The organism is Streptomyces sp. CNZ287 (genome assembly GCF_007827615.1).
Genome location: NZ_VISV01000025.1, coordinates 35,295 through 53,189, shown reverse-complemented (window position 1 = coordinate 53,189; position 17,895 = coordinate 35,295). Strand labels below are relative to the sequence as shown.

16 protein-coding genes and 1 pseudogene are annotated in these 17,895 nt (G+C 70.2%); 7 read left to right on the top strand and 10 right to left on the bottom strand.

Annotated elements, in window-relative coordinates; all coding sequences use genetic code 11:
• From FB457_RS31835 to FB457_RS31820, 4 genes are read right to left on the bottom strand one after another with little or no spacing between them, the layout of a single operon-like run.
• Positions 1 to 1,080, bottom strand: a complete 1,080-nt coding sequence (locus FB457_RS31835) for a glycoside hydrolase family 130 protein (RefSeq protein WP_047019633.1) — start codon at positions 1,078 to 1,080, stop codon at positions 1 to 3.
• Between the two features lie 2 nt (positions 1,081 to 1,082).
• Positions 1,083 to 1,919 (bottom strand): carbohydrate ABC transporter permease, encoded by an 837-nt coding sequence (locus FB457_RS31830; protein WP_047019634.1) that lies wholly within the window; start codon positions 1,917 to 1,919, stop codon positions 1,083 to 1,085.
• 1 nt (position 1,920) lies between these two features.
• Positions 1,921 to 2,937 (bottom strand): carbohydrate ABC transporter permease, encoded by a 1,017-nt coding sequence (locus tag FB457_RS31825; protein WP_047019635.1) that lies wholly within the window; start codon positions 2,935 to 2,937, stop codon positions 1,921 to 1,923.
• 14 nt (positions 2,938 to 2,951) lie between these two features.
• On the bottom strand, positions 2,952 to 4,244 hold the full coding sequence (locus FB457_RS31820; RefSeq protein WP_486589211.1) for a type 2 periplasmic-binding domain-containing protein: 1,293 nt from the start codon (positions 4,242 to 4,244) through the stop codon (positions 2,952 to 2,954).
• Positions 4,245 to 4,478: 234 nt separating this feature from the next.
• On the opposite strand from FB457_RS31820, the gene FB457_RS31815 reads away from it, so the two are divergent.
• From FB457_RS31815 to FB457_RS31795, 5 genes are all read left to right on the top strand, one after another.
• Entirely contained in the window at positions 4,479 to 5,570 is a 1,092-nt protein-coding gene (locus tag FB457_RS31815) for a LacI family DNA-binding transcriptional regulator (protein WP_047019637.1), read from the top strand.
• A gap of 371 nt (positions 5,571 to 5,941) precedes the next feature.
• On the top strand, positions 5,942 to 8,131 hold the full coding sequence (locus FB457_RS31810) for a polysaccharide lyase family 8 super-sandwich domain-containing protein (protein ID WP_145784096.1): 2,190 nt from the start codon (positions 5,942 to 5,944) through the stop codon (positions 8,129 to 8,131).
• Positions 8,132 to 8,576: 445 nt separating this feature from the next.
• Positions 8,577 to 9,401, top strand: a complete 825-nt coding sequence (locus tag FB457_RS31805; protein WP_145784093.1) for a choice-of-anchor R domain-containing protein — start codon at positions 8,577 to 8,579, stop codon at positions 9,399 to 9,401.
• 825 nt (positions 9,402 to 10,226) lie between these two features.
• Positions 10,227 to 10,400 (top strand): hypothetical protein, encoded by a 174-nt coding sequence (locus FB457_RS35525; protein ID WP_186462075.1) that lies wholly within the window; start codon positions 10,227 to 10,229, stop codon positions 10,398 to 10,400.
• Between the two features lie 476 nt (positions 10,401 to 10,876).
• Complete coding sequence (locus FB457_RS31795) at positions 10,877 to 11,434, top strand: DapH/DapD/GlmU-related protein (protein ID WP_047019639.1); 558 nt, start codon at positions 10,877 to 10,879, stop codon at positions 11,432 to 11,434.
• An 82-nt stretch (positions 11,435 to 11,516) separates the two neighbouring features.
• Here FB457_RS31795 and FB457_RS31790 read toward each other — a convergent pair whose 3' ends face one another.
• A complete protein-coding gene (locus FB457_RS31790; protein ID WP_047019640.1) occupies positions 11,517 to 12,614 on the bottom strand; it encodes a M23 family metallopeptidase in 1,098 nt (365 codons plus the stop codon).
• 380 nt (positions 12,615 to 12,994) lie between these two features.
• On the opposite strand from FB457_RS31790, the gene FB457_RS31785 reads away from it, so the two are divergent.
• Positions 12,995 to 13,939, top strand: a complete 945-nt coding sequence (locus FB457_RS31785) for a S1 family peptidase (RefSeq protein WP_047019641.1) — start codon at positions 12,995 to 12,997, stop codon at positions 13,937 to 13,939.
• Positions 13,940 to 13,986: 47 nt separating this feature from the next.
• Here the strand turns inward: FB457_RS31785 and FB457_RS35520 are convergent, their stop codons facing one another.
• The 3 genes and pseudogenes from FB457_RS35520 to FB457_RS31780 all read right to left on the bottom strand — a co-directional run.
• Positions 13,987 to 14,379: a hypothetical protein gene (locus FB457_RS35520; RefSeq protein WP_164492499.1), complete on the bottom strand. Its 393-nt coding sequence runs from the start codon at positions 14,377 to 14,379 to the stop codon at positions 13,987 to 13,989.
• Between the two features lie 73 nt (positions 14,380 to 14,452).
• On the bottom strand, positions 14,453 to 14,605 hold the full coding sequence (locus FB457_RS35515) for a hypothetical protein (RefSeq protein WP_164492625.1): 153 nt from the start codon (positions 14,603 to 14,605) through the stop codon (positions 14,453 to 14,455).
• A gap of 134 nt (positions 14,606 to 14,739) precedes the next feature.
• Positions 14,740 to 15,507: pseudogene (locus tag FB457_RS31780) on the bottom strand (GH12 family glycosyl hydrolase domain-containing protein); the annotation flags it as partial.
• Between the two features lie 425 nt (positions 15,508 to 15,932).
• On the opposite strand from FB457_RS31780, the gene FB457_RS31775 reads away from it, so the two are divergent.
• Positions 15,933 to 16,208, top strand: coding sequence for a hypothetical protein (locus FB457_RS31775; RefSeq protein WP_186462078.1), 276 nt, complete (start codon positions 15,933 to 15,935; stop codon positions 16,206 to 16,208).
• Here the strand turns inward: FB457_RS31775 and FB457_RS31770 are convergent.
• Positions 16,145 to 16,396 carry a GntR family transcriptional regulator gene (locus FB457_RS31770; RefSeq protein ID WP_367648453.1) on the bottom strand — a complete coding sequence of 84 codons (252 nt, stop codon included), beginning with the start codon at positions 16,394 to 16,396 and terminating at the stop codon, positions 16,145 to 16,147. The two genes, FB457_RS31775 and FB457_RS31770, sit on opposite strands and share 64 nt — an antisense overlap.
• Positions 16,393 to 17,880 (bottom strand): NAD-dependent succinate-semialdehyde dehydrogenase, encoded by a 1,488-nt coding sequence (locus FB457_RS31765; protein ID WP_253911563.1) that lies wholly within the window; start codon positions 17,878 to 17,880, stop codon positions 16,393 to 16,395. Before FB457_RS31765 ends, FB457_RS31770 begins: the two co-directional genes overlap by 4 nt.
• Between the last annotated feature and the right edge of the window lie 15 nt (positions 17,881 to 17,895).

Below are 17,895 nucleotides of genomic sequence, written 5' to 3'. Positions count from 1 at the left end.
TTACGGGGCGGTGCGCTCGAGTGCTGCGACGCCGATGGAGCTGTCGGCCATCCCGTAGAAGACGTACGGGATGCCTTCGATCTCCTCGACGGCGGTGGGGAAGACGACGTTGCCGAGAGTGCCCTCGGTCTCCTCCCGGATCTGCGGGGACAGCCACGGCTGCGGGCTGCGTGCCAGCACCCGGGACGGATCGAGGGCGTCGAGCAGGATGCCGCCGGCCCGGTAGACGGAGCCGTGGCTCAGTTCGAAGCCCTTGGCGACAGGGCCGGTGACCCCGTGGTGGATGAGCAGCCAGCCCTCGGGAACGCGCAGCGGCGGCGGCCCGGCTCCGATCTTGGCCTCCTCGAACGGCATCTGAGGGCCCGCGACCGGCGCGGCATGGGTGAGCGAGGTGAGCGCGGAGAGGTCGGCGCGGACCGCGCCGGCGTCCGCGTAGGCGATCCAGATCGACGGCCGGGGGTCGGTGACCCCGGCCGGGGCCGGGGCGCCTTCGCCGGGCCGCAGCCAGTCCAGCTCCCACATCGGCCGGTGCAGCATGGCGAAGCAGGGCCGCCCGTTCGGTCCCGGCAGCACCTCGGGGAAGAACACCAGGTCCTTGTTGGGGAAGAAGTTCAGGTCGGTGGAGAGGCCCGGCCGGTACGCGAAGTGCAGCGGCCCCAGGCGCCGCCAGTGGACGGTGTCGTCGGAGACGGCCAGGGCCGGACGGGGGCCGAGAGGGCCGTAGGCGACGTAGGTCATGACGTGCACGCCGAGGTCCGCGAGGAAGGTGATGCGCGGGTCCTCCACACCGGCGTTGCGTGCACCGCGCTCGAAGCCCTCGTCCGGGGCCAGGACCACGCCCTGGCGTTCGACGCCGACCGGGACGCCGTCTTCGATCACGACGCGGGCCCGGGCGATGCGGGAGACGTTCCCGGCCGAGACGATCCGCGGGAAGAGGTAGAGGTGGCCGTCGGGTCCCCAGGCGGTGGCGGGGTTGAGGACGCCCTCGGCCTCCAGCGGGTCGGCCGGATCGGCGGTCATGAGGACGCCGATGCGCTTCAGGGCGTAGGGGAGTGCGGTTTCGGCGTTGAGCTGGGTCATACCTACCCTTTGATCGCGGAGCCGAGGTTGGCGGAGGTGAAGTGGCGCTGAAAGAGCAGGAACAGCACCACGGCCGGGACCGCCAGGACGCACGCGCCGGCCAGCACGGCGCCCATGGGGTTGGCCTGGAAGGTGGAGTTGGCCTGGGAGAAGTTGGCCAGGCTCACCGCGAGGGGCTGCATGTCCGGGTTCTTGGTGATCAGGAACGGCCACAGGAACTCGTTCCACGGGCCGATGAAGGTCACCAGCATCGCGGTGAGGATCGCCGGCCGTACCAGCGGCACCGCGACCGAGCGCAGGATGCGCAGTTCGCCGGCGCCGTCCATGCGGGCCGCGTCGAAGATCTCCCTCGGTATCTGCAGGAAGTACTGGCGGAAGATGAGCACGGCGACGGAGTTGACGGCGAACGGAAGGATCATCCCGGCGTAGCTGTCGGCCAGGTGGAAGTAGCGCACCACCATCACGTAGAGCGGGATCATCAGCAGCTGGAACGGGATCGCCTGGACCAGCAGCACCAGGGCGAAGACGAGGCCGCGACCGCGGAAGTGCAGGATCGCCAGCGCGTATCCGGCGAGGAGCCCGAAGACCAGGGTGCAGGCCACGACCCCGGCGGTCATGATGAGCGAGTTGAGCAGGGCGGTGGTGAGGCTGAAGGAATCGTCGATCCCGGAGAGGTTGGCCAGGGTCAGGTTGGACGGGTCGGGCAGCAGCCCGCCCAGGCTCGTGTCGCGCTTCTTCTGCAGCGCGCCGATGAGCATGTAGTAGAACGGCAGCAGCGCGGCGACGGCGCCCAGACCGAGCGCGCCGTAACGCAGCAGGCGCAGCAGCGTACGGGCCATGTCAGTTCCTCTCCATGACGCGCCGGGAGATGGTGGCGAGGATGAGCACCGCCGTGACGAGGATCAGCCCGATCGCGGCGGCCGCGTCCGGTTCGCCCTGTTCCAGGCCGCGCTGGTAGATCAGCAGCGCCGGGGTGAGCGAGGCGCCGTTCGGGCCGCCGCCGGTGAGGAGGAACGGTTCGGTGAAGATCTGCCCGGAGGTGATCAGCGACAGGAGGATGACCAGGGAGGTCACCGGCCGTACGGCCGGCAGCGTGACCGCGCGGAAGGCCTGCCAGCGCCCCGCGCCGTCGGTGAGCGCCGCCTCGTGCAGCTCGCGCGGCACGTTCTGCAGCGCGGCCAGATACAGCAGGACGTAGAACCCGAGCTGCTTCCACGTCACGTAGAGCGCGATGAGAGGCATCACCAGGTGCTTGTTCGCGAGCCACGACGGTTCCGGCGCCCAGGCGCCGAGCGCGTGGTTGACCGCGCCGGAGCCGTTGAAGAGGAAGAGCCACACGGCGAGGGTGGCCACCGACGCGGTGACGTACGGCACGTAGTAGGAGACGCGGAAGAACACCCGCCATCGCGTGGCCGAGTTGAGCGCCGCCGCCAGCGACAGGGCCAGCACGACGGTCAGCGGAATGTTGATCGCCATGAAGACGCCCAGGTTCCGGAAGGCGCGCCGGGTGTCCCCGTCTCCCAGGACCGCGGTGAAGTTGTCGAACCCGACGAAGGGGTGCGGGACCGACACCCCCGGGGCGGTGAAGAAGTAGTCGTGGAAGGCCATCCAGACGCCGAAGCCGAACGGGATCGCGAAGACGACCAGGACGAAGACCGTGTACGGGGCGGTGAGCGCGAGCCCCAACGGGTGCCTGCCCAGCCAGCGCTCGACGCGGTGTGCCCGCCCGGGCCGTGGCGGCCGGCCGGCCCGGGCGCTCGCGCGGGGAGCGGGGGGCGGTGAGCCCTTGAGCTGCGGCCCGGAGGGCGAGCCGCCGCCGGCCCGCGCCTCCTGCCGATGGGGATGCGGTGCGGTCATGGTGGTGCGCCTCGTCAGCCGTTGGCCTGGTCGTCGATGGTCTGGGCGGCCTCGCCGAAGGCGTCCTCCACGTCCCCCTTGCCGGACAGCACGGTGTCGTCCCACGCCTTGCGGAAGGTCGTCCACACCTCGCTGGAGCCGGGGATGTTCGGCACGTCGACGGCGCGCGGGACGGCGTCGGCGAAGGGCTCGTAGAACGGGTTCTTCTTCAGGAAGCCGGCGGCGACGGTCGTCACATCGGTGCGGGTGGGGAACTGGCCGGTCTCCTCGAGCAGCGCCGCGTCGTTCTCCTCGCTCATGGAGAACTTGGCGAAGTCCCAGGCGGTCTGCTGGTTGCGGCACGAGGTGAACATCCCGACGTTCTTCGAGTCGGCGAACGTCGACGTCTCCTCCGCGCCGGCTGCGGTGGGCAGCGGCACCACGCCGTACTCCACCTTGCCGTCGAACTGCCCCTTGCCCCACGGCCCGGCGATGCCCATGGCGGCCGCCCCGTCGGCGAACGGGCCCGCCCACATGTCGCCGCTGTACGCCTCCGGGGAGGAGTAGCCCTTGGCGTACATCTCCTGCCAGAAGCCGAGGGTCTGCAGGCCGGCCTCGCCGGTGAAGGTGGCCTTGCCGTCCTCGACGAGCTGGGTGCCGCCGGAGTTCGCCAGATACAGCGGGTAGAAGTCGAAGAGCGAGTTGGTGTAATCGCTGGTCGCCGGGGGATACAGCGCGAAGTCCGCCGCCTTGGCGCTCTTGATCGCCTCGGCCGCCGCCAGTACGTCGTCGTAGGTGCGCAGCTTGGGATGCTCCGCGTCCAGCCCGGCCTTGGCGAAGGCTTCCTTGTTGTAATAGAGCATGAACGGGTTGGTCTTCCAGGGCATTTGATACAGCGAGCCGTCCGGGGACCGGAAGCCGTCCACCGCGTCGCCCGAGCGCTGCTCGATGAACGACTCGGCGTCCTTGAACGTCTTGGAGAGGTTCACCAGCCCGCCCTGTTTCTCGAACGCGGAGACCGCGGCGGGGGCGGTGTTGTAGACGAGGCAGGGTGTGTTGCCCGCGGTGATCGCCGCGCCTATGACGTCCTCGGTGGACTTGCCCGCGGGCACCGCCCGGGCGGTAACCTTCTCCTCGGGGTGCTCGGCGTTCCAGGCGTCGACGGCGGCCTTGGCCCACGCCTGCTCCTGCTCATTGGTCGAGTACCAGATATCGATCGGCCCCGCTGTCGGCTTGCCGCCGCCGGAGTCGTCGGATCCGCAGGCGGACAGTGGCAGGACCACCGCCGCGGCCGTCACCAGCACCGCAATGCGCGTATGACGCTTCATAGGGCCTGACCCCTTCATGGTGTGAGGGTGGAGAGATGCCGGACGTGACGGCGGCTGCCCGTCCCACGCCGTCGTCGACCGGTCCCGGCCAGATGATCGAGCCGGGGTGACGGGCGCCATTCAAACCGGTTTAAAATGTGAGCGTCAAGGGACCGCACGAAACGTTCCGGTCATCGGCCGGGCCTCCGCACCCGGAGCCCGCCCGCACCGGACGGCGGCAAGGAGGGGAACAGCATGACCCACCAGCACCCCGAGCCGGGCGCGGCGCAGACCGGCGCGGAGCCCGCGGCGCCGGCGCCCCCGCGCCGGCGCAGCCGCCCCACCATCGGGGACGTCGCGGCGCTGGCCCGGGTGTCCAAGGCGACTGTGTCCTTCGTCGTCAACGGGCGCGCCGGCGTCAGTACGCACGCGCGGCAACGGGTCCTGGAAGCGGCCGCCGAGCTGGGCTGGCAGCCCAGCGCCGGGGCCCGGGCGCTGTCCACCCGGCGCGCCCAGGCCCTCGGCCTGGTGATCCGCCGGCCTCCCGAACTGCTCAGCACCGACCCGTTCTTCCCGCAGTTCGTCGCGGGCGTCGAAAGCGGGCTGTCCCCCCTCGACTACGCCCTGGTCCTCCAGGTCGTCGAGACCGAGGAGGCCGAGCACAACGCGTACGAGCGCCTGAGTCACGACGGCCGGGCCGACGGCGTGTTCCTCACCGATCTGCAACTCGGCGACCGGCGCCCGGCGCTCACCGACCGGCTGGGCCTGGCCGCGTTGATCATCGGCCCGGACCGGCCGGACAGCCCGGTGCCGGCGATCGGTGTCGACGACGCCGAAGGGGTTCGCCGCGCCGTCGGGCACCTGCATGCGCTCGGCCATCGCCGCATCGGGCACGTCAGCGGCGCCGAGGGCTACGTGCACGCCGAGGCCCGCCGGCGCGCCTGGGCGACCGCCCTCGCCGACGCAGGAGTGCCCGAAGGGCCGCTGGAGGCCGGGGACTTCACCGGCGCCGGCGGCGCCCGCGCCACCCACGCCCTGCTCGACCTGCCCGAGCCGCCGACCGCCATCCTCTACGCCAACGACCTGATGGCCATCGCCGGGATCGCCGCGGCGACCGGTCGCGGACTGAGCGTCCCGGGGGATCTGTCGGTGGTGGGATTCGACGACATCCCGCTGGCCGAGTACATCGCCCCGCCGCTGAGCACCGTCCGCCAGGACGTGATCGCCTGGGGCCGTGCCGCGGCGCGGCAACTGGTCTCCCTCACCCAGGGGCATCCCTTCCAGGCGCCCGCACTGCCGCCGGTGGAGTTCGTGGCCCGCGCGAGCACGGCGCCGCCGGCGCGCTGAGCCGGCGGACCCACCGACCCGGCCGCGCTGGCGCCGCGACTGCGGTGCAGGCCGCGGCCTGCCCGCTCCGGCGGTGCGCCGTGCGCCTGCTGCCGGACGTGCCGAGCCGCAGGAAGCCGGTGCGTCAGCGCGGTTCCCGGCACCCCCTGGGCCGCGCGACGCCGCCCCGGCACTCACTCTCGTCGTGCCGCGACTGTTGACGTCCGCGGGGCGTAGCCGGTAACTGTTTACGCATCACTTCAAACCGGTTTAGAAACGGGGCGAACCTACCCCCGGCCGTGACCGAATCAGCACCCGGAAGCGCTAGTCGGCGGACGGGCGCACACCTCCCGGCAGCGTTGTCACCACCGGGTGCGCATCAAGGAGTCCGCATGCCTGAAAACGGAGCCGCACCCCTTCTCGACCGACGCCGAGTCCTGCTCGGCGGACTCGGACTTGCCGCGGGCGTGGCCGGTCTGACGCTGTCAGCCCCGGCTATCGCGCGCGCCGCCGAAGCCGCCGGAAACCGCGCGGCGGCGGACGACATTCAGCTCATCATCGAGCGCATTCAGCAGCGCTTCCTCGCCCAGGGCGACCAGATCAAGCTCGCCAACTTCATCTATCTCGCCCGTACGTCGGAGGCCCTGACGTACGCCGAGTCGCTGCGGGCCGATGGCTCGTGGCCGAATGTGGACTACGCCGACACCACCAGTTCCGCGAACGGCCGGGTCTGGTCGCCTTATCACGCGCTCTACCGCATGATGGCGATGGCACACGCCTACCGCGATCCGGACGCCCCGGGCTACGGAAAGCCGGAGATCGTCGAGGCGCTGAACCGCGCACTTCTGTACTGGGACAGCGTGAAACCCACCAGCACGAATTGGTGGGAGGTCGAGATCGGCAAGTCCATGGCCATGGGCCGCGTGTCGATCTTCGTCGGCGATGAACTCAGCGCCGAGGCACGCGAGGTGGCGTACGCGCACAACACCGGCCGGCTCGACCCGGTCGGGGCGAACGGCTCCTGGCGGACGGAGAACTACCTCTACGAGGCCGTCGCCAAGCGCTCCACCGCCGACATCGAGCAGGGCTACGACACCATGGCGCAGACGATCGCGGTCGACGGCAGCGGCGGCGTCAAGGAGGCCGTGCAGGTCGACTCGAGCTTCTGGGCGCACGGTGCGCAGCTCTACAGCGAGGGCTACGGCATGGCGCTGTTCACCATCGTCGCCGCGTGGGCCGACGTCTCGCGCGGCACGAGCTTCGCCCTCTCCGACGAGGAAGTCGACGCCATCGCCTTCTACATCCTCGACGGGACGCGCTGGCTGATCCGCGGGGAGATCGGGATGATGTACCTCGGGTACCGCCCCGCCAACACCATCGACGGCGTCACGAGTTATGCGGCGGACTTCCTGGAGCCGCTCGACCGGATGGTGCGGGCCGACGAGGGCAACTCGGCGGCGTACCGGAAGCTCGCCGACAACATCCGGGGGAAGACCCGGGAAAACGGTGTCACCGGGCACAAGTACTTCTGGCGCTCGGAGTTCTCCTCGCACCTGCGCGCGGGGTACGGAATCTTCACCAGGATCAACTCCCCGCGCATGGTCGGCAGCGAGTACCGCTCCACCTTCCGGCCGGAAGTCGGCAACGAGATCGACTGGAACGCGCAGGGCGCCACCTCGATCCAGGTCACGAACCGGGAATACGACGACCTCGTACCCGCCTTCGACTGGTTCCACTACCCGGGTGTCACCGCGCCGTACGCCAAGGTGACGTCGACGGCGGGAAAGCGCAACGCCGGCAGCTTCACCGGCGGTGTCTCCGACGGGCGCTACGGAGCCGTCGCCTTCACGCTGGACCGGTCCTCGACCACCGGCCGCAAGAGCTACTTCTACTTCGACGACGAGATGGTCGCTCTCGGCGCGGGAATCACTTCCACCTCCGAACATGCCGTCCACACGACCGTCAACCAGGGCGCGGCCCGGGGCAACGCGACCGTCGGCGGCAAGACGGTGCGCCCGGGGACCGACTCCGCGGCGACCGGTGCCTCGTGGGCGTACAACGACGAGATCGGTTACGTATTCCCCGAAGGAGGACCCCTCAGGGTCTCGAACAAAGGGCAGAGCGGGAGCTGGATCGACCGCGATCCGGTGGCGCGGAATGCCTTCACGCTCTACTTCGATCACGGCCGGGCCCCGGAGGGAGCCGGATACGCCTACATCGTCCTGCCCGGCGCATCTCCGGCGAAGGTACGGGCCTACGCGGCCGGGCCGGCGGTCAGGATCCTCCGCAACGACGAGCAGGTCCAGGCGGTCCGCCACCCGGGGCTGCGGCTGACGATGGCCACCTTCCATGCCGCAGGCTCCCTCGACCTGGGTGCGGGCCGTACGCTGCGGGTCGATCAGCCCGCCGTCGTCATGCTCGAGGAGTCCGGCGGCTCGGCCGTGGTGAGCGTCGCCAATCCCGACCAGCCCGGCCTGACCGTCTCCGTCGCCCTCGCCGCCCCCGGCCGCACCCGCCGGGCCGGCTTCGAGCTGGGCTCCGGCGCGAACCTCGGCAAGACGGTGACGCAGCCCCTCACGTGACCCCGCCGGAGTACCGCCGCCCGGTCCGGCGCGCCGTCGGGCCGGGCGGCGGTCGCTGCCGTAGCGACTTCACGTACACAGTCGCCGCGGGACGTTTGCCGTCGCCGGAGCAATCCCGTATCGCAGGCTTGACGACCCACGAGGAGACGCCCATCCTCGTCGGGTCGGTGGTGTAGTCCAATCTTGCCGCGGTCCACCGGCAGGATCCGCTGCACCATCACGCCGTGTGCCTTCGCAAACCTGGGCACGTGCGGATGCCTGATGCAGCGAGCAGGACGTCAGGGCATCGGCGCCATCGCGGCTCTCCGGCGCCTGAGGCGACACCTGGAGGTTGATCGTGCACAGTGCTTCGACTCTCGTGCCGGTGAGGGCCCCGCCCTCCCGGCCGCATGCATCGCTGGGCGGCGCTGCTCGCGCTGGCGATGGTCCCCGTGGCGCCGCAGGGGTGGCCCCGCGACGCGGCCGCCGCGGCGCCCGCGTACGACGGGCAGCCGCGATTCGACACCGCCTCTTCAGCATCAAGGGCCCGGACAACGCCGCGGCCCAGGAGTTCACCACGGATGACAGCCGGGTGGAGAAGGCGTCCCTCTACCTGGCGAGCCGTGCCGCCTCGGGCACCGTCACGGTGGAGGTCCGGACGGCGCGTGAGGACCCCGGGTCCGCGATCTCGTCGAGCACACGAGACCTCGCGCAGCTCGGCGGCGGGGGAGCGGGATGGCTCGACTTCCCGCTCGGCGCCGACGTCACTCCCGGAACGACCTACTACCTGTTCGCGCAAGCGACCACGACGGAGAGCAAGGCGATCGCCTGGCTCGGCACCAGGTCACCGGTCGGGGGATCGCTCACGAGCTGGAACTACGACCTCCCGGTGCTCGGAGGCTGGCGGGCCTACACCACCCGTACCGCCTTCTTCCTCAACCCGGCCGGCGCCGAGGGCTGCGGGGACCCGGACGCCTGCTACCGCGCCGTGCCCGACCACGTCTTCGCCGCCTCCACGGCGGGCCTGTACTCCAACGGGAAGACCACGGAAGCCATCACCCCCGTGCAGGCGTACGGCTCCGAGTACGTGCGGGACAGCAACGTGCTTCGGCTGCCCAGCGGCCGCTGGCGCTACCTTCCCGCGGGCGGGTCCGAGCCGGTGACGGTGCGCGCGAACGACCCCGGCGCACGGCGCCAGATCAGCGAGTCGCGCGCCTGGCTGAAGCGCGGCACCGTCAACGCAGGACGGGACCGCAACGCAAGGCCGCCGCACGGGCCTTGCTCTCCATGAAGGCGCTCCTCCAGCCCAACGGTGCTTCCGCCGCCGCCTGGTACTCCATCGGGGAGTACTCCTGGCCCCGCGACTCCAGCTACGTCGCCGCTGCGTTCGCGCACGCGGGACACACCGAGGACGCCTACCGGATCCTCACGTACAACGCCTCCACCCAGCGCCCGGACGGCACCTGGGAAGCACGTACCACCCTGGACGGCGCGGGACCGCCCGACAGCCGTCACTCGCAGCTCGACGCGAACGGCTGGGTCCCCTGGTCCACATGGCAGTGGTACCAGGACGCTCCGCGGCAGACCCGCGACGCGGACCTCAAGAAGCTGTACCCGGCGATCGAAAAGGCGGCCGACTACGCTGCCGCGTCCCTGGACGGGGACGGACTGCCGCCGGCTTCGCCGGACTACTGGGAACTCGGCACCGGCACCCCGGACATCGGAACTGCCGCACCGCTGCTCAGCGGCCTCAACGCCGTGGCGGACCTGGCCCGGGCCCTCGGCCACGACGACCACGCGGCGACATGGGCAGAGGCCGCGGGCAAGCTCTCGGACGCGATCGCCGAGCGCTTCGCCCCCCTCGGCTACCAGCGCACGGTGGACGGGCTGCACGGCCGCGACGGCGCGGCCGCTTTCATGGCACCGCCCTTCAACACCGCGCCCGCCGACCTGCCGGACGCACTCGACTCGACCCACGACGCCCTGCTGCGCCCGAACGGCGGTGTCGTCCCCGGCGACGACCGGGCCACGACTGGGGCACGTCGACCTGGACACCGAGTACATCGTTCTTCGACTCGCATGAGCGGGCATCGGCGAGCGGGAGAAGGCCGGCCGCGTGCTCGACTGGGTCCTCTCCAAGCGCAACGTCCTCGGCGAGCTGCCCGAGAAGGTCGACGACGGCAACCCGGCGTCGGTCGTTCCCCTCGGCTGGACGGACTCCCTGTTCGTCCTCACCCTGCTCCAGCTCGACCGCGACGACGCCCTCCCCGTGCCACCCCAGGCACGCTAGCGCCCGCCGTGCCCCTGCCCCTGTCCCCGCTTCGGCCGGGACAGGGGCAGGCTCGGTGACACGGCTGATAATGCAGGGCAGCACCCGCCTGACGCGTACCCCGGCAAAGCGAAGCTTTCGAGACGGAACCTCCCGCCGTCTCGGTGACTGCCCCCGCCTGAGATGATCGGCACGACCGAAGGGTTGAACGCAGAGGTGGAGAGCCTTGATCATTCCCATACTGCTTGGCGTCCTGGCGCTCGTTCTCGGGGGGTGCGCATGTGTGGTGTGGTCGGCACGTGGAGGCGGCCCCCGGTGGGTCCGCGCCGCGGCGCCCCTGATGCTCGCCGCGGGAAATGCGGAGCGCGGCTCCGCGGGCGGCCGGCGCCGCGGTAGCAACGGCAATACCAGCGGCGGCGACTGGATGATCGCTTCCAAGACAGTGGCCGTAGACGGTCGATGAACCCCAGTCACCGGTACGCGGAAGGGATCGTGGCATGCCCGGCGACCGTCTCATGCGCATCCACAGCGCCGAGTTCCGGGCCATGGCCGAGAGGGTCCTGCGCGTCACCGAACTCACTTCCCGCCTGAATATCCTGCCTTTCGAAGACGAAGCGGGCAAGGCGGACCTGTTCAAACAGATCCTCGGCAAGCCTCTGCCGCCGGGAGTGACGATCTATCCGCCCTTCTACACGGACCACGGCCTCAACCTCGACCTCGCCGAACGCGTCTTCATCAACCAGAACTGCACGTTCCTCGACTACGCCGGCATCCGCCTCGGCGAGCGCGTGATGATCGGGCCGAAGGCCACGTTCATCACCAGCGGCCACCCGGTCGATCCCGGGGAGCGGCGGCTGTATCTCACCGGCGCACCCATCAACGTCGCGGAGAACGTGTGGATCGGTGCCGGCGCCACCATCCTGCCCGGTGTCACCATCGGCCGCGACGCCGTGGTCGCCGCCGGCGCGGTCGTGGCCGACGACGTTCCGCCGGCAAGCCTGGTGACCGGCAGCAAGGCAACCGTGCACCGAACGTGGGTCTCGGGTGAGGAATGACGCTCTGCCAGGAGCTGCGCCCCTCGGAGCCCCCGCCACGTGCCGTGCGAGGGCCCCAAGGGTGTGAGTTGCTGAACGGCTGTCAGCTGGTGCGGTTGTAGATCGCTGTGCCGGGGCAGCCGGAGTAGCCGAGGCGGGTTCCGCAGCCGGTGTACTGGCTGGAGCCGTTCCACCAGGTCCAGCCGCCGATGGTGCGGCCGTTCAGCCAGGTGTACTGGCCGACGAGGTTCGCGTCGTACGTACGCAGGCTCCAGTGCACGTGGGCGCCGGTCGCCGAACCGCCGGCGCAGACATCGGTGCCTATGGTGCCGAGCAGGGCGCTGGACCCGATCGATGTCCCGTTGTAGTAGGTGGTGTTCCACATGTGGTAGTAGTCCGTCGAGAAGCCGCCGGGGTGGATCACCCTGGTCCAGCCGCCGCCGGCACCGCACATCGAGGTCGCGGTGCCTTCACGGGACGATCGGACCCGGCCGCTGGCGTTGCCGCCGGCGAAGTCGAGGCTGCTCCAGTAGCCGGTCCCGCCGGTGTGGGAGTGCGGGCCGCCGGTCACGGTCATGTAGTAGTCGGGCATCCAAGGCAGGAGCAGCCCGCCGGTGTTGGCGGTGGCCCTCGTCGGAGACGCCGTCTTGTCCGGGGTCGTCCTGCGCTGCGCGTAGTCCGTCATGGCTCTCCGCTCGGCCTTGCCGACCAGCGGTGATGTCGCCACGTGGGCGGCGAACTCGCGGTCGCCCTCGAGACCGGCGACCCAGCGCCCGTTCTCGCGGTGGGCGAGGTAGAGCCAGCCCTCCGGCTGGCCGTGGGCCTTGCGCGAGGCTTCGACGTACGCCACACCGCGGGCCCATCCGGGCGAGACGGTGCGGACGTCGACGACCACCTTGCGGCCCTCGGCGGCGAGTTTGCTGACGGCCTTCGCCGGGGCGAGGCCCTTGGCGTCGTGGGACCGGGAGAGGACATCGGCGGAGACGGCGTCGATCAGCGCTTTGCGGCCGGCGCCGAGACGGTCGGCGACCTTGTCCGGCATCTTCACGGTGACACCGGCGGACGGCGACGTGGCGGACGCCGGCGTCGCGCGGGGTGTCGCGGAGTCCGGGGAGGTGGCCAGCGCCGAGGGCGCGGTGGCGACCAGCCCGGTGATGGCGAGAGCGGCGAGGGTGGTTCTCACGGACAGCTTGGAGAGCAAGGGTGGTACCCCATTTCCGTTCGCGAGGCCCTGTCGGGTGAACAGGTCAGCGGATTCTGACACAGCACGGTCACGCTCTGCGAGGCGTTGAAGTCACGGAATTTCCTGAATGAGCGACCAATTGGACCCTTGCATGTCATTTCCGGTTAACCAGCCGGCTTGCTGCCGGCTCGCCGTGGTTGCGCGAATTACCCTGACGCCTGCCACGGCCTGAGAGGCCGCTCTCTCGGACCGGGTGGCGGGAACCGTGCAACGGGCGGGGCGGTGGCCTGAAGAGGGCCTTGGCAACACGGGGTGCGATGAGAGAATTCCTATTGTCAGGGACATGTCGTCACATGCGGTACGTCCCACCCGGTTCCGACTCCTCGTAGGAGGAAGACGTGAGCACCGAGCGCACCAACCCCCTCAGACGCACAGCCCGGCGCTTCCGGCGGCCCGTGACCGCCCTGACCGCCCTGGCCGTGCTCGCCCTCCCGGCGGGTCTGGGGCTGGCCGGCCCGCAGGCGGCGCAGGCCCAGCCGCGGACGTTCAGCACCGGCGAACTCGCGGCGGCGGGCGACGCCGTCCTTGCCGCCGACATCGCCGGAACGGCCTGGGGCGTCGACCAGGCGACGGGCACCGTCCTGGTCACGGTGGACGAGCGCGTGTCGGCCGCTGAGATCGCCGAGCTGCGCAGGAGCGCGGGTGCGCAGGCCGGCGCCCTCACCTTCGAGCGGACCGCGGGTACGTTCCGGCCGTATCTCCAGGGCGGCGAGCCGGTCTGGAGCACTACCGGCCGCTGTACCGCCGGCTTCAACGTACGGGTCAGCAACGCCGACTACTTCGTGACCGCGGGCCACTGCACCGCCGGCTTCCCCACCTGGTACACGAACTCGTCGCGCACCACGCTCGTCGGCCCGACCGCGGCGAGCAGCTACCCGGGCAACGACTTCGGCATCGTGCGGTACACCAATCCCGCGGTGCCCCGGCCCGGGACGGTCAACTGCAACGGCACGATCATCGACATCACCGGCCCGGCGAACCTGGTTGTCGGCCAGAGCGTTTCGATGGCCGGCGGCGCCACCGGCTGCCACGGCGGGGGCATCACCGGCATCAACGTCACGGTGAACTACGGCGACGCGATCGTCAGCGGGCTCATCCGCACCACCCTGTGCTGCGGGCCCGGTGACAGCGGCTCTCCGGTGTTCACCCTCACCGGGGACGGCACGACGGCGCTGGCCGTCGGGGTGCTCTCGGGCGGCTCCGGCAACTGCACCTCAGGCGGTACGTCCTTCGTCCAGCCGATCAACGAGATCCTCACGGCCTACGGCGCCGTCCTCACCTGACCGGACGGGTTCGCAGCGCCGCGGGCGCCGGGTCCGGAGCGGCGTTGTCAGATGACCACCTGGACGCCGGGGATGTCCAGGTGGGTGACCGGCGTGCCGTCCGGGCGGTGGCAGCCCTCGGTGATCACCCTCTCGAGGTTCCCGAACCTTGAGAGGGCGCACCGGTCGGGCGAGAACACACAGTGGTAGAGCTGGAGATGTTTCAGAGCAGGGGGGCCTCCTTGCGCCTCGGCAACCCAGGCGCTCACATCGCCCCCGACGAGGGTCAGGTTCGTCAGGCCGGTCAGGCCGTCGAGTTCTCGCAGTGGATGGACCGCTGCGGAGTCCTTGTAGTGCAGCGTCAGAACCTCCTCCCGCAGCCCCTCCACCCTCACCCGGGCAGCCGCCTCCCGCTCCTCCAGCATTCCCAGCACCGAAGCCACCGCGCACTCCTCGGTCATGAAGCGGACAGAAGACGCCGCATGCCTCCCTCACTCCGAGTGAAACCATGCCTGACCAGCGGAAATCAAGGGATCACGTTCGGTTGAGATAGGGCTTCTCATGCAGCTCGATCTGCGTTTGGCGGTTCTCTTCCTGGCTGGCGTCGGTGTCCTCGTTCTTGATCTCGTCGCCGGACTGCTGGCGCTGGGCGGTGAACGAGCCCTTCGAGTGCCTGGAGGTCAGCACCCGAACGCCATACCTTAGGCGCTTTCCGCACCGACCGCCCTCACGCTGAACTGAGCCCGCTACCGCCGGGCGGTCGCGCGCGTACCACTCGACGAGGACGGACGTACCGGGAACTCCTCCGGGCGCGCCTGTCAGTTCACCGAGGCCGAGAACGAGTTCACACCGAGGCCGGTGCCACCCTCCCAGGGTTCGAAGCCGGCCTGAACGCTGGTGAGATACCACTGGTCCGTGGCCAGCCCGGCCCCGATCGCATGGTCGATGAAGGCCGTCAGGTCGAAGCTGAGGCTGTTCACCGCGGAGGGGGCGACGAAGGAGATCACGTCATTCGAGCCGTTGCTGCCGGTCCACACCTCCCACGTGCGGCCCGCGACCTCGGCGGTGCCGGTCTGCGAGCCGATGGGCTGGATCGGTCCGACGCGGTTGAGCCAGATCATGATCTCGGTCTGACTCACCCCGTCCGTCTGCGGCTCCGGGTCCAGCCAGATGTCGAACGAGGCGTTGTAGACGGCATTGTCGACGAAGGTGTACGAGATGTCGCTGGGCGCGTTGGAGATCGCCCCGATCTGCCGCGGCAGGTTGGTGCCCGGCGAGCAGTTGGTGTAGTGACAGCCGAGGAAGACCGACGGATACGACTTCGGCGCACCGTTGGTGGGGGTGCTGCCGTCCGCTCGCGTGATCTGGAAGCCGCTGTCAGTCGTGTTGATGCATTGCGTCTGATCCGTTCCCCAGGCATTGTTCTGCACCACGTACTTGTCCTGGATCGTGGTAGTTCCGTACTTCTCGCAGATCTCCGCCTGAGCGGCCGGGGACGCCTCTGCGGTCGTCAGAAAGGCGGCCGTGGACCCGAGGGCGACGAGCGCTGCCACTCCGAGAGCGTGTATGCGTGATTTCCGTGAGCTCATCCTTGGTGCTCCTTCAGGTGGGGGGTATGGGAGCGCTCCCAGTCGTAGGGACGATAGAAGGCCTCGCGGCGGTTGACAAGACTCAGGACCCGTACGTGCCACCGGGCATGCCGATGACGTGGCCGTCCTCCACGAGCCCGGATCCGGACGCGCGGCGAGAGGCGGGTCCGGAACGAGCGGGCTCCAGGGCTCTCGGCTGCAGCGACGCGCGGCCTGAGGGCGTCGGTCGGACCCGGTTGGCGCTGGGTCTGCCGTGCCTCGCCGTGGTTGCCACGCCGAGGATGGCTTTCCTCGTGCGGCGCCTGCACGGCCCCGCGCGTCCCGGATGAAGCCCGGCCTGTCAACCGGTCGGGAGCATTGACTCGTTCGAGCGGACTGGCGCCGTGGCGGGCGCACGAGCGTGTCGCGGCGTGCAGCCCCCCGGCATGAAGAAGATCAGTAACGGCCTGCTGGCCGTACTCGCACCCTTTGCGGCGATCCTGACCGGCCCGGTCGGACCCGCCGCCGCGGCGCCGGTCGCCGAGCGGGCCCGGGTGACGGACCCGGTGACCCTCCCGGCTCCGGCCCCGGCGCGGGTGACGCTCCCGGTGCGTACCGCGACCGAGCAACTGCCCGTCGCCGACGAATCCCGGGAGGGCTACGACGGGACCTGTTCCGCCACTGGATCGACGCCGACCGCGACGGCTGCAACACCAGGATGAAAGTCCTCCTGGCCGCGGCTGACTCCCAGACGGGCCCCGAGCTGCGACTCGGTCATTCTGCTGCCCGGCACGAACGCGCCGGAGACGATCTGTTCCCGCAGCCGGTCCGCGACGAGCGCCGGAGTGCTCCGCGGGTTGACGGGGGTGAGCTCGTCGAGCCCTGGCTGCGACACCTTTGCCGTATTCATGACGCCGAGCGGTCTCGCACGGGTGCAGCGATGTACTTGTACTCCAGGAACTCCTCGATGCCGACCCGTCCGCCTTCCCGGCCCAGGCCGGACTGCTTGACCCCGCCGAAGGGGGCGGCTGGGTTGGAGACTAGGCCGGTGTTGAGGCCGACCATGCCGACCTCCAGGCGTTCGCCGACGTCCAGGGCGCGGTCGAGGTCCTGGGTGAAGAGGTAGCCGACGAGTCCCCAGTCGGTGTCGTTGGCCAGGCGTACGGCCTCGTCCTCGTCGTCGAAGGCGATGACCGGGGCGACGGGGCCGAAGATCTCCGTGGTCAGCATGTCGCTGTCCGGGCTGACCTGGGCCAGGACGGTCGGTGGGTAGAAGTGACCGGCGTCCTGCGGGGCGACGCCGGCGGCGACGACCTTGGCGCCCTTGGCCACCGCGTCCTCGACAAGGGACTTCGCCTTCTGCTTACTGGCGGCGTCGATGAGGGGACCGACCTGGACACCGTCGCGGGTGCCAGGACCGACGGTGAGGGCGGCCATGCGCGAGGCGAGGCGCTCGGCGAACTCGTCGGCGACGGAGCGGTGGACGAACAGCCGGTTGGCCGCCGTGCACGCCTCGCCCATGTTGCGCATCTTCGCCATCATCGCGCCTTCGACAGCGACATCGAGGTCGGCGTCCGCGAAGACGATGAAGGGGGCGTTGCCGCCCAGCTCCATGGACGTCCGGATGACCGTCTCCGCGCACTGGGCGATCAGCAGCCGGCCAACGGCGGTGGAGCCGGTAAAGGACAGCTTGCGGATGCTGCCGCCGCGCAGTGCCGGTTCGACGACCTCCGCGGCCCGGGTGGTGGTGACGACGTTGAGGACGCCGTCGGGCAGCCCGGCCTCCTGGAGGATGCGGGCCAGCGCGAGACTGGACAGGGGGGTCTGGGGAGCGGGCTTGAGGATCATCGTGCAGCCGGCGGCCACCGCGGGGCCGATCTTGCGGGTGCCCATCGCCAGGGGAAAGTTCCACGGGGTGATCAGCATGCAGGGGCCGACAGGCTGCCGCATGACCATGATGCGGTGGCGGCCGTCAGGCGTAGTCGTCATGCCTCCGTCGATGCGGACGGCTTCCTCGGAGAACCAGCGGAAGAACTCGGCGGCGTACGCCACCTCACCGCGCGCCTCGGCGAGCGGCTTGCCCATCTCCAGGGTCATCAGCATCGCCAGCTCGTCGGTGCGCTCCAGGATCAGCTCGTAGGCACGGCGCAGGATGTCGCTGCGCACCCGCGGCGCGGTCCGCGCCCAGCACTCCTGGACGGCGACCGCGGCCTCGACCGCGCGGGCGCTGTCGGCCGCACGGCCGTCGGCGACCTCACATAGCTGTGTCCCGGTGGCGGGGTTCTCCACGGCGAAGGTCCAGCCGTCTGCTGCCGGGACCCACTGGCCCGCGATGAACAGCTGCCTGGGCACCTCCGCGATGACGTCCGTCTTGGTGTCCTTGGTGTTGGCCATGACGTGTCTCCAAAG